11 protein-coding genes are annotated in these 16,058 nt (G+C 37.9%); 10 read left to right on the top strand and 1 reads right to left on the bottom strand.

Annotated features, from left to right (window positions below; translation table 11 throughout):
• Nucleotides 1–77: 77 nt before the first annotated feature.
• Both M2372_RS18450 and M2372_RS18445 read left to right on the top strand, forming a co-directional pair.
• Nucleotides 78–2,462: a TonB-dependent siderophore receptor gene (locus M2372_RS18450; RefSeq protein WP_123320201.1), complete on the top strand. Its 2,385-nt coding sequence runs from the start codon at nucleotides 78–80 to the stop codon at nucleotides 2,460–2,462.
• Entirely contained in the window at nucleotides 2,463–3,626 is a 1,164-nt protein-coding gene (locus M2372_RS18445) for a PepSY domain-containing protein (RefSeq protein WP_123320200.1), read from the top strand.
• Between the two features lie 2 nt (nucleotides 3,627–3,628).
• Here M2372_RS18445 and M2372_RS18440 read toward each other — a convergent pair whose 3' ends face one another.
• Nucleotides 3,629–4,234: a helix-turn-helix domain-containing protein gene (locus M2372_RS18440; RefSeq protein WP_123320199.1), complete on the bottom strand. Its 606-nt coding sequence runs from the start codon at nucleotides 4,232–4,234 to the stop codon at nucleotides 3,629–3,631.
• A gap of 126 nt (nucleotides 4,235–4,360) precedes the next feature.
• Here M2372_RS18440 and M2372_RS18435 point away from each other — a divergent pair, with 126 nt between their 5' ends.
• The 8 genes from M2372_RS18435 (at nucleotide 4,361) to M2372_RS18400 (ending at nucleotide 15,784) form a co-directional block, all read left to right on the top strand.
• On the top strand, nucleotides 4,361–4,756 hold the full coding sequence (locus M2372_RS18435) for a YbjN domain-containing protein (protein ID WP_115972085.1): 396 nt from the start codon (nucleotides 4,361–4,363) through the stop codon (nucleotides 4,754–4,756).
• Nucleotides 4,757–4,775: 19 nt separating this feature from the next.
• Nucleotides 4,776–5,477 (top strand): PspA/IM30 family protein, encoded by a 702-nt coding sequence (locus M2372_RS18430; RefSeq protein WP_123320198.1) that lies wholly within the window; start codon nucleotides 4,776–4,778, stop codon nucleotides 5,475–5,477.
• A 3-nt stretch (nucleotides 5,478–5,480) separates the two neighbouring features.
• On the top strand, nucleotides 5,481–6,137 hold the full coding sequence (locus M2372_RS18425) for a hypothetical protein (RefSeq protein ID WP_123320197.1): 657 nt from the start codon (nucleotides 5,481–5,483) through the stop codon (nucleotides 6,135–6,137).
• A 113-nt stretch (nucleotides 6,138–6,250) separates the two neighbouring features.
• A complete protein-coding gene (locus M2372_RS18420) occupies nucleotides 6,251–8,272 on the top strand; it encodes a flotillin family protein (RefSeq protein WP_123320196.1) in 2,022 nt (673 codons plus the stop codon).
• Between the two features lie 177 nt (nucleotides 8,273–8,449).
• Complete coding sequence (locus M2372_RS18415; protein ID WP_123320195.1) at nucleotides 8,450–13,252, top strand: DNA repair ATPase; 4,803 nt, start codon at nucleotides 8,450–8,452, stop codon at nucleotides 13,250–13,252.
• A 210-nt stretch (nucleotides 13,253–13,462) separates the two neighbouring features.
• Nucleotides 13,463–13,828 (top strand): hypothetical protein, encoded by a 366-nt coding sequence (locus M2372_RS18410; protein ID WP_123320194.1) that lies wholly within the window; start codon nucleotides 13,463–13,465, stop codon nucleotides 13,826–13,828.
• A 43-nt stretch (nucleotides 13,829–13,871) separates the two neighbouring features.
• Nucleotides 13,872–15,290, top strand: a complete 1,419-nt coding sequence (locus M2372_RS18405) for a PLP-dependent aminotransferase family protein (RefSeq protein WP_123320193.1) — start codon at nucleotides 13,872–13,874, stop codon at nucleotides 15,288–15,290.
• A gap of 8 nt (nucleotides 15,291–15,298) precedes the next feature.
• Nucleotides 15,299–15,784: a GNAT family N-acetyltransferase gene (locus M2372_RS18400; protein ID WP_123320192.1), complete on the top strand. Its 486-nt coding sequence runs from the start codon at nucleotides 15,299–15,301 to the stop codon at nucleotides 15,782–15,784.
• Nucleotides 15,785–16,058 lie beyond the last annotated feature (274 nt).

Below are 16,058 nucleotides of genomic sequence, written 5' to 3'. Positions count from 1 at the left end.
GCTCAAAAGTTTTTCCTATCGGCAACCGCTAATTTTGCCTGTGTAAATTTAATTAAACTAATTCTAAATAACAATGTATGAATAAGAACAGATTCCTTTTTCCTGCCGTGCTTTTTCCTGCAGTGATCTGGGCACAAAGCACGGCGCAGATTACAGGAAAGGTAATGAACTCCCAAAAGAAACCGGTTCCGGCTGTAAAAGTTATTCTTAATAACGGAGAATCAGAAACATATACTGATGATAACGGCTTTTATCGTTTTAATAATATGCCTGCAGGAAACTATGTACTTAAAGTAGATGATCCCGAGGTAATCAAAACCTATTCTTTTACATTGAAGGAAAGTGACAGTATTACTCATGATTTTATACAAGTAACAGATACTTATCAGATTGTTGCGGTAAACGTTACGGCAAACCGAAAAACAATTCCTTCTTCTACTTTAAGATTAGGGGAGAATCTTTTGGTAACGCCTCAGAATATTCAGGTGATAGATCAGCGTTTACTGAACGATCAGCAAATTCTTACGACGGCTGAGGGGCTTACCCGAAATGTAAGTGGAGTGCGGACTATTACCCATCAGGAAGAAGGAAGTGTGGGTATCGCTGTACGCGGATTCTCTGCTTCTAATCTTAGGAACGGAATGGATGTAAGCGGGAGCTTTGGTCCTCTTCGTGAAGATATGTCGTTTGTAGACCGTGTAGAGTTTGTAAAAGGGCCTGCCGGATTTATGATGGGGAATACACAACCCGGAGGTTTTTATAATATTGTTACCAAAAAGCCTGTGGGGAGAGAAAAAGGAAATGTTCAGCTTACTTTAGGCAGTTTCAATCTGTACCGGGCATCTACAGATGTTGAAAAAAAATTAAGTAAAGATGGTAAGTTCTGGGGGAGGCTTAATTTGATGGGCACTAAATCAGGTTCTTTTCAGCAATATGTAGAGCATGAGCAATACGTCATCAATCCGTCTTTCAAATATATTGCATCAGAGAATACCAATATTACATTGGAATATATTCTCTCGCAGAATAACTTTCAGGGAGGATTTGCTAAGTATGCCTATGGTATTGATGGATTTAAAGATGTAAAAAGATCATTCAGCTTTTCTGATCCCATTATAGACCCAACCCGTTCATGGGAACATAATCTGTACGGGACTATCAATCATAATTTTAATGATAATTGGATGGTTACCGGTCAGTTTGGGTATATACGATCTCAGATGCAGGGAGAGTCATTATATGCCAGCTATAATAGCATTGCATTGGCAGACGATCCAGTGAAAGGAAGAAAAAAAGGAGATGTAGACCGCGGAATCAGTATCAATGATGCTTTGAACACATCAACAATAGGGCAGGTGTTTACGAGAGGAAAATTTGAGACCGGAAATATCAGTCATAATATTCTTGCGGGAATAGATATGGGAAAAAAATCTTATGTGGCTGACTGGTCTGTTCTTCCACAAAAAGTAGGCCCGGCATTTAATATTTATAACCCTATCTATGGCCATTTGAAAAAATCTGATATTCCTGAATATGACCGTTCAAAATCTCTTAGAGAACGTGGAGCGAATTATCTTACAGACTATTCTTATACTTCATTTCATTTACAGGATGAAGCCCGTTTTCTGGAGAATAAGTTAAGAGTAGCTGCAGGATTCCGCTATACTTCAACAGTGAAAACAAGTGCGGCAGACAAAGGAGCGGAAGTAAAAAATACGGCTGTAACTCCAAGGTTTAGTGTTACCGGTCTTTTGACTCCAACATTTACATTATACGGACTTTATGATGAAAGCTTTCAGGAACAGACTGGAAAACTTCTTAATGGGAGCACAGCAGATCCATCGTATGGTAAAAATACTGAGTTTGGAGTAAAGAAAACATGGTTCAATGGGCAGCTGATGACCAATCTTACATTTTACCATCTTACCAAAACAAATATGCTGACTGCTGCCGGAATTGAATATCCCGGACTCTTTGAACAATCCGGAAAAAGTGTATCGAAAGGAATTGAGTTTGATCTGAATGGAAATATCAGTAAAAACTGGAGTATTCTTTTTAATTATGCGTATACGGATGCAAAAGTAACAGAAGATAATGATCCTAAGAAAATTGGAGGAATGCTGTATGGAACAGCAAAACATATCACCAATGCCTGGCTAAAATATACCATTGCAGAAGGGGATTTAGAAGGTCTTGGATTTTCCCTTGGGTATGAATATCAGGCTAAAAGAGCTGCCTGGCCAGTGGTTTTAGATCATCCCTATCTTCCTGATGACTATTTCACTTTGGATGTGGGTGTTTCCTATAAACGGGATAATTACCAATTGTCATTACTGGTGAATAACCTAACAGACCGCTATAATTATGTAGGATTCTATCCCGGAGCCTGGTCATATACTCATTATGGATGGAGAGCATCAAATCCAATCAATTTCAGACTGAATCTTTCATATAATTTTTAAATGAATACCGGAAAACCCAAAAAGAAAAATAATAGAAGTCTGTTTTACAGAATATCGGCCTGGCTGCATTTGTGGCTGGGCCTTATATCCGGGCTTATTATTGTGGTGATCTGCATCACCGGAATTACCTGGTCTTTTCGTGATGAAATTAAAGACTGGCTGAACCCGGAATTGAAAATTGAGTCTATTTCAGGGAAAGAAATGGCTAATCCGGCTGAACTTTACACAAAAGCAAAGGCTTTATATCCTGAACAGGAAATATCCTTTGTATGGCGTCCTACTGACAAAGCTGCGATGATAGGCTTTGGAAAGAGAAATCCGGGGTTTGTTTTGCATCTGAATCCTTACACAGGTGAAGTGATCCGGAAACCTTCATTTAAGCAAGAATTTGATTTTTTCGAATGGACATTAAAAGGACATCGGTTTCTATGGCTGCCATCAGAGATTGGAAGACCTGTAATTAATTATTCTACCCTGATTTTCTTTATTACTTTACTATCAGGATTGGTTCTGTGGTGGCCTAAAAAATGGACGAAAGCCATGCGGAAACAGAGCTTTTCAGTGAAATGGGATGCTAAAATCAAAAGACTTAATTATGACCTGCACAATGTCTTTGGTTTCTACGCTTTGATTATTCTTTTGGTAATATCAATGACGGGGATGTATTATGGCCTTCCGTGGTTCAATAAGTTCCTGTATTTCACAACTTCTCTTGGTAAAACCCCTACAGAACGGCAGGAAATTAAAAATATTTCTTCTTACCAACCGGAAAAATTACCAATATCTATGCTTATGGCCTGGGAAGATGCTGTAGATAAAGTAGATGCAAAAGGATATTATTTATCTGTTCCTAAAGATTCTATGGAAACAATAGGGATATTCTTATATCCTTCAGACCGACGGTTCTATGATCTTCAAAGTTTTAGTTATGATCGGAATACGGGTATTCGTCTGGCTAATACTTCAGCGTATGCTGTTCCTTTTGACAAGGCTGATTTTGCCACCAAAGTACAGAAACTGAATTATGACTTGCATGTGGGGTCTGCTCTTGGAGGAATATGGGGAAGAACTTTATATTTCTTTATTACGATCATAGGAGCCTCGCTTCCTGTTACGGGCTTTCTGGTATGGTGGTTTAAGAGAAAGAAGAAAGGAAAAGCGTAGGCTTATTTTTTTCTTTCCAAACTTTCTAGCCTTTCAAAAATATCCGTGAATATATTCTTTTCTGTAGTAGAAACATGCCCTACAATTTTATAAAGATCCTGATTCTCAGTATGAGTAGTGTATTTTAAATTTCCATTAACCACTGCTAATAAATGATGATTGGGATCTTTTTTCAGGTCAGCCTTATTCAAAAATAAAATATCATCATAATGATAAGGGGAAATCAATTGCTTTTCTTGAGTAAATTCATACACCAGATCTACGGATGCTAATATTTTTTGCAAAATAGAAGTGCTTTCAGAATTATTTTCTTTTGGATTTACTGCTTCTTTCTTTTCATTGATAGCCAATTCAGGGAAAAGCATCAACTGATCAATGTCTGAAACACTGGCTAACTGATTCACTTGCAGGGTTTCAGTTAACAGTTTGTCAAGATCAAGATTAAAATGGCTGGCTACCTTTAGTATGGTTTCGATCTTTGGTTCTGCGCGGCCTTCTTCATAAGAGCTTATCACCCCTCTGTTTAAGTCAAATAAATTAGCAAAAGCCTTTTGGCTCAAGCCTTTAACCTGCCTTATTTTCTTAATATTGGTTCCAAAGAAGCTCATTATTTGTCTAATATTTTTTGCAAATATAGAGAATCTTAAACAAATGGTTGCTAAAAATATTTGCAATTTGAAAATTTTATGTTATATTTGTGTAGAACGAAAAATCAAAACACTAAACCAGCCTGCATGAAGAATCAAATATTTAGAACAGTCAAAGAGTGGTTGTTAGATTATGAGTTTAACATCATCCTGGAAGATGAGGCTCAGAGAATCTTAATCATTGAAAAAGAATCTAACGGAATCAAAAATATGATCCTTATTATATCAGATTCTATCCTTATTATGGAACAGTTTCTTTTCGAAATAAAAAATCCTACAGAACAAATCTTTAGAAGGCTGCTTCAGAAAAACAGAGATATTGTGCATGGAGCTTTTGTTTTAGACAGCACCGGAAAACGGGTCATTTTCAGGGATACCCTTCCTACAGACCATATGGCACAGAATGAAGTGATGGCATCCATCAATTCATTAGGAATTCTGGTAGGAGAGTTTACCAACGAGATGCTTGAAATGAGTAAGTAATTCACAAAAGATATTTAAAATGAACATTTTCAAAAGATTATTAACAATAGGAAAAGCAGAGATCCATTCTGTGATCGATAATTTTGAAGATCCTATCAACTTAACGGAACAGGGAATCCGTGAAATGAAAGAAGAACTGGGGAAAAGTGTAGAATCTCTGGCTCAGTTAAAAGCTCTTACCATCCGAAAGAAAAATGAAGCTGAAACAGAAGAACAAACCTCAAAAGATTATTACAATAAGGCGATAGTGATTGTTCAGAAAGCCGAAAAAGGAGAGGTGGAAGCTTCAGAAGCGGACCGTCTGGCCAAAGAAGCTTTAAAAAGGCAGGCTTCTTCCCAGCAAAATGCAGACCAGCTGCATAAAGAGCATGAAAAGCTTCACTCAGAATGTGAAAAGATGCAGGCAACTATTAATCACTTGAAATCCAGTATCGCCAAATGGGAAAATGAATTAAAGACCCTTAGAGCGCGAGTACAGGTAAGCGAAGCTACAAAAGATATTAATCAGAAAATGACCCAGATGGATACCGGAAGTACGGTAAGCATGCTGGAAAAACTGAAAGAGAGAGTTGTACAGCAGGAAACGCTGGCAGAAGCCTATTCTGATCTATCGAAATCAGGAAAGACGATTGATGAGGAGATTGATGCCATGGTAAACAACAAAGATACTGAAGCTGAGGAAGCTTTGAATAGATTAAAGGAAACACTTAAAAAAGGCTAATATATGACCTTTCAGGAATTTTTACACATTGCATTTTCACCGGTAAATACTGTTTTGAGTGTATTGCTGGGGCTTTCGGTAGTCTATTGGTTATTTACCATAATTACTGGGTTGGATATTGATGTGGGACTGCATTCTGATATTGATGTGGGGGCAGATACTCACCTTCCGGATGGGCATTTTCATACCCCTGATCACGATCCTTCTGCATGGATGCATTTCCTGAAGTTTCTTAATCTGGATATTGTTCCTATTACCTATTTCCTTACCCTGTCCTTATTGGTTACCTGGTTGGGATCATTTTATCTTAATTATTTCATTCCACTGCCAACATGGGCAGGAATACTGATTCTGTTTCCATTGTTTATTGCCGGAATGCTGCTTACCAAAGTACTCTTGAAGCCTTTAAATCCTTTTTTCAAGGAAATTAACCATAAAGGAGAAGTGTCATATGCGTTTCTGGGAAGAGAAGGAAGACTGAAGTCTAGCATTCAGGATGACAAAATAGGAATGATGGAGGTCTTTATCGGAAGCGATCCTATGACCCTGATGGTAAGAAGCCATGACGGAACCAAGCTGGAACACGGAACCCGTGTTATGATCGTGGATGAAGATCTTGATAAGCGAATCTACTATGTACAGAAATCCATGAGGTATTAAAAACAAATAACCATGCTCAGCTTATTTTTAATTATGTTGAACTATATGTTGCAGATCTTTCTCAACACCTTTTAAAAAAACACATTTATATAAACTACTAAACTTATAAAACTATGAACTTACCATTAATTGCTGGAATTATCATTGTTGCGGTAGCAACCATTGGGTTGATTTTCTGGATTTTATCCATGTATAAAAAAACTGTTCAGGGAATTGTTATTTTAAGAACCGGTTATGGTGGCACAAAGGTTTTCTTTAACGCTGGAATCGTAATTCCTGTCATTCACCGTATGGAATCTATGGATATTTCGGTGAAAAAACTGGAAATATCAAGAGAAGGAAGAGCCGGATTGATCTGTAAAGACAATATGAGAGCTGATATTCAGGTGGCATTCTTTATCCGTGTTAATAAATCAGTAGATGATATCGTTAATGTAGGGCAAACAATTGGATGTCAGAGAGCTTCTGATGCTCAGACCTTAAGAGAGCTTTTTGAAGCTAAATTCTCGGAAGCCTTAAAAACTGTAGGAAAGAAATTTGATTTCACTGAATTATACGAAGCGAGGAGTGAATTCCGTCAGGAAATCCTTGATATCATCGGGACAGACTTGAACGGATATGTTTTGGATGATTGTGCGATTGACTATCTGGAGCAGACTTCCATTGATAAATTAGATAAAGATAATATCCTAGATTCTGAGGGGATTAAAAAGATTACGGAATTAACAGCAACACAGAATATTAAAGCCAATCAGGTTCGTCGTGATGAAGAAAAAACCATTACAAAACAAAACGTAGAAGCCAGAGAAGCAATTCTTGAGCTTGAAAAACAACTGGCAGAAAAGCAGGAGTCTCAAAAACGAGAAGTAGCCAATATCAAAGCCCGTGAAAATGCTGAAATCTTAAAAGTAGAAGAAGAAGAACGTCTTAGATATGAAACCGTTCGTATTGCAACAGAAGAGAAATTACAGATTGCAGAAGAAAATAAACTTCGCCAGGTGGTGATTGCTGCTAAAAATAAAGAACGTGCAGATCTCGTAGAAACAGAAAGAGTACTAAAAGACAAAGCGTTAGAGGCTACAGAAAGAGAAAGAATTGTTTCCCTTGCTCAAATTGAAAAAGAGAAAGCGATAGAAATAGAAAAGAAAAGTATTCAGGATGCGATCCGCGAACGTTTGACTATGGAAAAAACAGTAGTGGAAGAGCAGCAGGGAATTAAAGATCTGGAAGCTTTCAAAACTGCAGAAAGAAATAAGCAGGTTGAAATTACAGTTGCTACTCAGGAAGCAGAGAAAAAACTGATTGAAGAAACCAGAGCAGCAGAAGCACGCAAGCTGGCCGCAGAAAAAGATGCTCAGAAATATGTGATTGAAGCTCAGGCGAAAAGAGATGCCGCAGAAAAAGAAGCAGAAGCACGTAAGATTATAGCAGATGCTAAGGCCAAAGAAGAAGCTACTGTAGGGTTATCTGAAGCTCAGGTGATGCATGCAAAAGCAGACGCAGCAGAAAGACAGGGTATTGCAGAAGCTGTGGTGATTGAGAAAAAAGCTGATGCCGTAAAGAAAGAAGGCATTGCCCAAGCAGAAGTAATCAAAGAAAAAGCATTGGCAGAAGCTGCCGGAATTAATGAAAAGGCAGAAGCAATGAAGAAACTGAATGAAGCAGGAAAAGATCACGAAGAATTCCGTCTGAGACTGAATAAAGAAAAAGAAGTTGAATTGGCTGAAATTGCGATTCAGAAAGACATTGCAGAAGCTCAGTCTCTGGTATTGGCAGAAGCATTCAAAACAGCGAAAATTGATATCGTAGGTGGAGATAATACCTTCTTTGATAATGTGATTCGCCAGGTATCCGCAGGAAAAGGTCTGGATAAATTCGTAAACCATAGCGAAAATGCACAGATGTTGAGAGAAAACCTGTTAGGAGACGGTGAAAATATCATAGCCAAGGTAATGGGAATGGTAGACAAATACAATATTTCATCAGACGATATCAAAAACATGAGTATTGCCTCCCTGATCTTTAAGCTGAACGGTGTTGCCAATCAACAGGAAAAAGGCATTCTGGAAAGAGCTCTTGATATGGCCAGACATTTGGGGGTGGACAATAAACCGGTAAACAATAACCATGTTTAATATACAAAAACAGTTAATCTTTTGATAATCAGTTTAAAAATAGATTAACTGTTTGCCTGACAAGCCTTATAGGTTTCCAAAACCTATAAGGCTTATATGAAGATAAAGGCAAAGTATAATAGGTTCTACCCAAAGATCTGCTGTACAGCAGCAGTCATGACCATCTAATCTAACACTATGTCAGAAAAACTTAATTCCGGAACTTACGAAATTATTCAGAACCGTCTGAATGAGCAGAAGAATGACCTTATACAAAGGCTTCAGCAGCTTAATGAAGACCGTAAAAATATCTTCGGTGGAATAGATTTTTCGTTGATTGCCAATGAAAGGATTTCCACAGAACATAGCTGTATTGCCAAGGATATTTATTCTTTAGGTGACCATTTGATATTTGGCTCCAATGCGCATTTAGGCCTACAGACTGAAATCAATATTTCGGATGTTTTTTCCGTTTATAAAATCAATAAAAACAGGTTTGAACCTCAGGATTATGCTCTTATCAATGATGAGATCTTTATTGATGAGTTTAAAAATCTTTACAAATACTACAGGAATACCTTCTTTGCCCGATTTAGTTTTACAGAGAACTATCTTTATATGGTGTTCCAGCTTTCAGAAAGCACTACAGATATTAAAGCGTTCAAATGGTTGATTAAAGATAATCAGCTTATTTATGTAGATTCCAGAAGCGCTTCAGAAACATCATACCCGCCTCAGCATGGTTTTGCATGGACAAAAGCGACAAGAGATATGCAGCGATCCGGAAAACATCCGCATATTTCACTGGCTGATAAGGTTTTCGTAGAAAGCATCGGTGGAGATATTACGATCAAGGTTGAAGATAATACAGATACCGGGAAAGGAATCTATTCCGAAGATGTGATCCATAAAGATCAGAACCTGGATGATGCTGAGATCCATTTTTGCGATCTGGATAACCTTGTTTTGTTTAAAATAAAGCCGTACCAGGAAACAGAGCGTTATTTCATTTATAACCATAAAGAAAAGACCGTTTCAAGGGCTGATGCACTTAAATATTCAGCTTTGCTGCTGCCAGAAAATCAGGGAGTACTATTTTCAAACGGATATGCTCTCCAGACCGGTGGGTTAAAGGTGATTTCACAGGATCAGAACAGACTGTATTACCTGAAAACCGTTATAGAACCCAACGGAGAAAACTTCTTGTATGTTTTCTATGATGATAAAACGAATAACTATCAGCTGATTTCCTATAATATCATCACCCAAACGATAGAAACACCCATCCGATGCAGCGGTTTTTCGCTTCTCAATGATGGAAAACTGATCTATCTTCGGGAGAGTATTGAAACAACTAAGCACCATCTGACCCAAATCTGGCAGACCCCTTTCTCCAAAGAGCTACAGCCGAATGCTGAAAAAGCCGACAGTCTGATTTATAAGATCGGAAACAAAGATATTGTACGAGTAATGGCAGAAAGCCAGGAGCTTATCACGCTTTTGAATAAAAAAGATTCCTACAGCGGATTATACGATGATATTGTAAAGCTTTCCACTTTTATTCTGGATAATTATTACTTTTTGGGTGAAAATGAAGTTCAGAAACTGGATCAGCCGCTAAAAGAAATTCGTAAAATTGCCCATTCAGCGATCAACGAATATGAAAAAGTAGTTGAGCAGAGGAAAAACACAGAAGAAGCCTTAGAAAAAATAAAACAGTCCTGCGATAAGATCCTTGATGATACCAAAAGGCTTCATTATTCCCAGCTTACAGAATATATTGATGCTCTTTCACAAATCAGGGCGTTAAGAGGAGAAGTAACAGGAGCCAGAGAGCTGAAATATGCAGATACAGCTTTATTGGATTCCCTAGAAAAAGCTCTTTCAGACCGTTATACCGAACTTTCCAATGCCTGTGTGGATTTTCTGCTGCAGGAAGGCGCTCTATTGCCTTATGAGGAGAAAGCTCAGACAATTTCAGAGGATATTGTTGCGCTACAGAAGGCTATTGATGCTAAAACCATCGATGAGAATATCAACGTATTATCCGGACAATTGGAGCTGTTGGTAGATATCGTTAATAATCTTAAAATTGAAGATACCTCTCAGTCCACTCAGATTATCGAAAATATATCTTTAATCTTTGCCCGGCTGAATCAGGAGAGACTTGAACTCAGTAAAAGAAAAAGAGAAATTTCAGGAAAAGAACTGGCTTCAGATTTCCAGGCCCAGATTACATTATTTGATCAGTCTGTGATTAATTTTCTGGAACTTTCACAGACTCCGGAGAAATGTGATGAATATCTGACCAAACTTTCCATTCAGTTGGAAGAGATGGAAACTAAATTCATTGATTTTGATGAGTTTATTCAGCAGATAGGAACCAAAAGAGAAGAAGTCTACGGACATTTCCAGAATAAAAGAGTACAACTTACAGAATCAAGAAACAAAAGAACTCAAAGTCTCTTTGATGCGGCGCAAAGAATCCTGAAATCCGTTCAGACCAAAGCAGAATCCTTTGATTCAGAAAATGAGATCAACGGGTATTTTGCCTCAGATCTGATGGTGGAAAAAGTGAGGGATCTTGCAAGGCAATTGGCAGAATTAGAAGATTCTGCAAAATCAGAAGAAATCCAGACCCTTTTAAAAACAAGTCAGCAGGAATCCGTAAGAAAGCTTAAAGATAAAAAAGAGATCTATGTAGATGGTGAAAGCGTTATAGCATTAGGAGATTATAAATTTGCGGTCAATCAACAGAAACTGGATCTTACTCTTGTGCTGAAGAATGCACAATATTACTATCACCTTACCGGAACTAGCTTCTATGAACCTCTGAACTTTCCTACAGTTGATGAGTTTAAAGAAGTCTGGAACCAGGAATTTGTTTCAGAAAATACCCATGTAAAACGATTTGAATACCTTGCCTGGAATGTATTTTCCAACCATAAAGAGCTTGTTACAGAACAGCAGAATGAGCAGGTGGTTCAACAGTTTACAGCAGAACATTTTGGGGAAGGGCTGGTAAAAGGAATTCATGACAAAGACGCCCAGATTATTGTTACAAAGCTTCAGCAAGTACATAATGAATTAGGGCTGATGAGGTTTACAGCTCAGGAAAGAGGGTTAGCACAGCTGTTCTGGTTCTTCCTGAATCCTGAAAGAAAAGAATATTACGCCAAACAGTTTGCAGCTACAGCAATTATTTCACAATCTTTTGCCGTAAAACAGGGATTTGAATACTTAAGCAGAGAGCTGGCAGAAGAAATGAAATCATTTGCATCAGTAAATGGTATTTTTACAGAGACAGATTATATCAATGCAGCAGTATATCTGAAGCAGGAAGATAAAGAGAACTTCCTGATTTCGGAAAAAGCAGGGGCACTGTATGGATTATTTTTAAAAGAACTTAAGGAAAAAGGGAAAGATCTGGAGTTTTTTGTTCAGATACAGGCTATGTATCAGTATCCTTCAGCATGTTATTATATTGCGGAAGGAGCATTAAAAGCCTTTGATCCGAATGCGGAGAAAAATATCATAGATGAGGTTCTTGGCTTTATCATTACCCAGAAATTTGATCCGAAAAATATCAGAAGCGTTTCCTATGAAGCCGTAATTAAAGGTTTGAAATCCCTTGAAAAAGAGGCAGAATACAATCTGAATTATTTTGAATTTGTATCCAGGCTAAGTCATTTTAATACCGTTACTGTTCCGAAATATAAAAGACTTCAGGAATTGAAATACAGCTGGGTGAATGAAAAGAAAAAAGCACTGAAGCTGGATACTTTCCAACCACAGATATTAAGTTCATTTGTCAGAAATAAACTGATTAATGATGTTTATTTTCCTTTGATTGGAGCTAACCTTGCGAAACAGTTGGGAACAGTGGGTTCAGATAAGAGAACAGACAGAATGGGAATGCTTCTTCTGGTATCCCCTCCGGGATATGGTAAAACCACCCTGATGGAATATATGGCAGAACGTATGGGGCTGGTGTTTATGAAGATCAATGGACCTTCACTAGGATATGACATTGTTTCTACAGATCCCAATGAAGCCAGAAACGCAGGCGCAAGACAGGAATTGGAGAAACTGAACCTTGCTTTGGAAATGGGGGATAATGTGATGTTGTATCTTGATGATATTCAGCATTGTAATCCTGAGTTTCTGCAAAAATTCATTTCTCTTGCCGATGGTCAGAGAAAAATTGAAGGGATTTATAATGGAGAAAGTAAAACGTATGATCTCCGCTCGAAAAGATTCTGTCTGGTCATGGCAGGAAATCCATATACGGAAAGCGGTGAGAAATTTAAAATTCCTGATATGCTGGCGAACCGTTCAGATACTTACAATTTAGGAGAAATATCCGGTTCAAAAACAAACCTTTTTGATCTCAGCCTCATTGAAAACTCGCTGATGTCCAATGAATACCTGACCAGACTGACCCAGCCGGGAATGGAAAATCTTTATGAGCTCTATGATTGTGTGGTAACCGATAATCCTGCAGACAATCTGAAAGGAAATTTCAGTTCCAACGAAATATCAGACTTCAGAGCGGTACTGAAAAATACCATCATGGTCAGAAATATGATTCTGAAGGTCAATAAAGAATATATTGCTTCAGCAGCCATGTCTGATGATTACAGAAATGAACCTCCGTTCAAGCTTCAGGGATCCTATCGTAATATGAATAAACTGATTACTCAGATTCAACCTATTTTAAAGGAAAATGAAGTGATCCAGATCATACAGAACCATTATCAGAATGAATCTCAGACGCTGACAACAGGTGCAGAATCGAATATGCTGAAGTTGAAAGAATTGATGGGTATCCTCCAAGAAGAGGAAACAGAACGTTGGGAAGAGATTAAGAAGACTTTTATAAAAAATAAAACTTTAAAAGGGCTGGGAGAAAATGATAGAATGTCTCAGATTGTAGCTTTGCTGGCCCAATTCGGAGACGGACTGGAAGGAATTAAAGAAGCTTTGAAAAAAGTAGAGTAGCCCTCCAGATCTCATAAATCTAAAAATAATCGGCTGTTTCTTTGAAGCAGCCGATTTTATTTTAAATATTCTTGCATATTAACATAGAAATCTTCGCGTTTTCCAACAAATCTCTTCACGTATAAAAATCTGTACCCACAATATTCAATACTTCTGTATCTGTGTCCAAACTAGAAGACTCCATAATTTTGTTTTGTCAAGAAGAATACTATGGAAACCAACATTCAACATCAGGAACCTTTTCAATATGCAGAAGTTTATATTTCAGACATGTTCGCTTTGAAAAATATATTTCAACAGATACAGAATACCAGAAAAATCAATCCGGAGTTTGGTATTCCTTTCCTTTTAGTCAGAAAGAAAAATGAAGTGATAGGATTTGCAAGTTTGGTTGTTCAGGAAAAGAATGGAATAGCTTTTAAAATTTTCGAACAGAAAGCAATGCCGGAAACTGAAAGAAAGAACTTTGTATCAAGAGCAGAGAATTATATTAAAGCCAGTACAGCTCCTAACTTCCGGAATCCGGAGCAGCTAAAAAGCAGTGTCCAAAAGATGATCAGCTGGCTGAATATGTAATAAAACAGGGATAAAATTGTACTTTTACTTAAAACTGTGATCAATGCCTAAAGATGTTCTTTATCTTAAAATAGCTAATGTTGTCACTGAGCAGATCAAAAGTGATACCCTGCAGTTTGGAGACAGATTGCCCTCTCTGAGAAGTGCTCAAAAGCTATATAATGTTAGTTTAAATACTGTAAAACAAGCTTATATGGAGCTTGAGAGCCGTTCGCTTGTAGAGTCACGCCCGAAATACGGCTATTATGTGAGCCAGACCTCTCAAAGAAAGCTGGCGTTACCTTCTGTGGCTAAAATGAAGGTTTCGGAAGAAAAGAACAGCCCGGAAGATCTTATCGGAAAAGTGTTTGGTGCCATTGGAGGAACAGATATGACGCAGTTTGCGTTGGGAATTCCAGGAAAAAGCCTTCTTCCCGTTGCCAAAATGAAGAAGTGCATGATTGACGTAATGAAGCGGAAGAATGACAGCGGAACCAATTATGAGCCGGTGCAGGGAAATGTAGGGCTCAGGAGGGAAATTGCCAAGTGGTCTATTGTGATGGAAGGACGAATTACTGAAGATGATCTGGTCATTACTTCCGGTGCTATGAACGGAGTGTACAACTGTCTGATGGCTGTTACCCAGCCGGGAGATTATGTAGCGGTAGAAAGTCCTGTTTATTTTGGAATTCTTCAGGCTATTCAGTTGCTGGGATTGAAGGCCGTGGAAATTCCTACCCATCCTATTACCGGAATAGATCTGGATGCTTTAAAAAAGGTAATGCCAAAACTTTCAGCCTGTTGTTTTGTTGTGAATTACAATAATCCTTTAGGCTTTCAGATGCCGGATGAAAATAAGAAAGAACTGGTAAGAATGCTTACTGAGCATAATGTTCCATTAGTGGAAGATGATGTTTATGGAAACATTTATTTCGGAGCAGGAAGGCCAAAACCCTGCAAATTTTATGATGAGGCAGGCATTGTAATGTGGGTAGGTTCGGTATCTAAGACTTTAGCTCCGGGATATCGGGTAGGTTGGGTAGCTCCGGGAAAGTTTAAAGAAAAGATTATCAGGCAAAAATTGGTACAGACTGTTTCCGGCCCGTCTTTATTTTCAGATGTGATCGCTGATTTCCTTGAACATGGGCGTTACGATCATCATTTGAGGATGTTCAGAAAAAAGCTTTATGCCAACTATCTTCAGATTCAGAAGTCGGTAACACAGTATTTTCCGGATAATACCAAGATTTCAGAACCGAAGGGAGGGTTCATGTTGTGGCTGGAACTGGATAAAAGAATATGCACTGAAGATCTTTATGATGAAGCAGTTAGCCAGAAAGTAAACTTTGCTCCGGGAAGAATGTTTTCACAATACAATCAGTATCAAAACTGTATGCGATTAAATTATGCCCTGGAATGGACAGACCGTGTAGAAAGCGATCTCGAAAAACTGGGAAAAATGATAAAAAACAGAATATATTAAACTAAGAGATGAATGATATGAATAATGAAGTAAAAATTATAAGTTATGAACCTCAATACAAAGAGGCTTTTAAGACTTTAAACGAAGAATGGATCAAAACATTCTTTGTGATGGAGTCCAGTGATTATAAATTGCTTGATAATCCTGAAGAGTACATTATCAACAAAGGCGGATATATTGCTTTTGCCTTGTTGAATGATGAAGCAGTAGGGACATGTGCTTTAGTGAGAGCGCAGGAAGAACCTCTTGCTTTTGAACTGTCTAAAATGGCAGTAAGTCCTAAAGCACAGGGAAAGAAAATCGGGTATCTGCTCGGAAATGCTCTTGTTGAAAAAGCCAGAGAATTAAAAGCAGAAAAAATCTTTCTGGAAACCAATTCTATATTGGTTCCTGCTATAAAGTTATATGAAAAACTAGGGTTTAAGCATACTGAAATTACCAATCCGGGTTACGACCGTGTAGATGTACAGATGGAGCTGGACCTTAAGTCATAGGCAAAAAAAATATTGGAACTCGGATAATCATATCCTTGTTCCAATATCAAAATTTAAATCTAATTGTTTTACTGTTTTATTTTTAGATCATAGGGGCTGGATACACAATCCGTAGCTGAATGAAATGCCTTTACATATATTTTTTTTAATTCTTTGAGTACGCTGTGTTAAAAACCTCAATAAATATTCTTCAGTTCTACATGGTCTTCAAGAAACCTCCAGCTTCCAGCCTCCGTCTTCCTGTCTAAAAAGCTTTTCCTCCTAATACTCTTCG

This window comes from Chryseobacterium sp. BIGb0232, assembly GCF_024810195.1.
Classification (GTDB): Bacteria; Bacteroidota; Bacteroidia; order Flavobacteriales; family Weeksellaceae; genus Chryseobacterium; species Chryseobacterium pennae.
The sequence above is the reverse complement of the archived record's forward strand: the minus strand, read 5'-3'. Positions and strand labels throughout refer to the sequence as shown.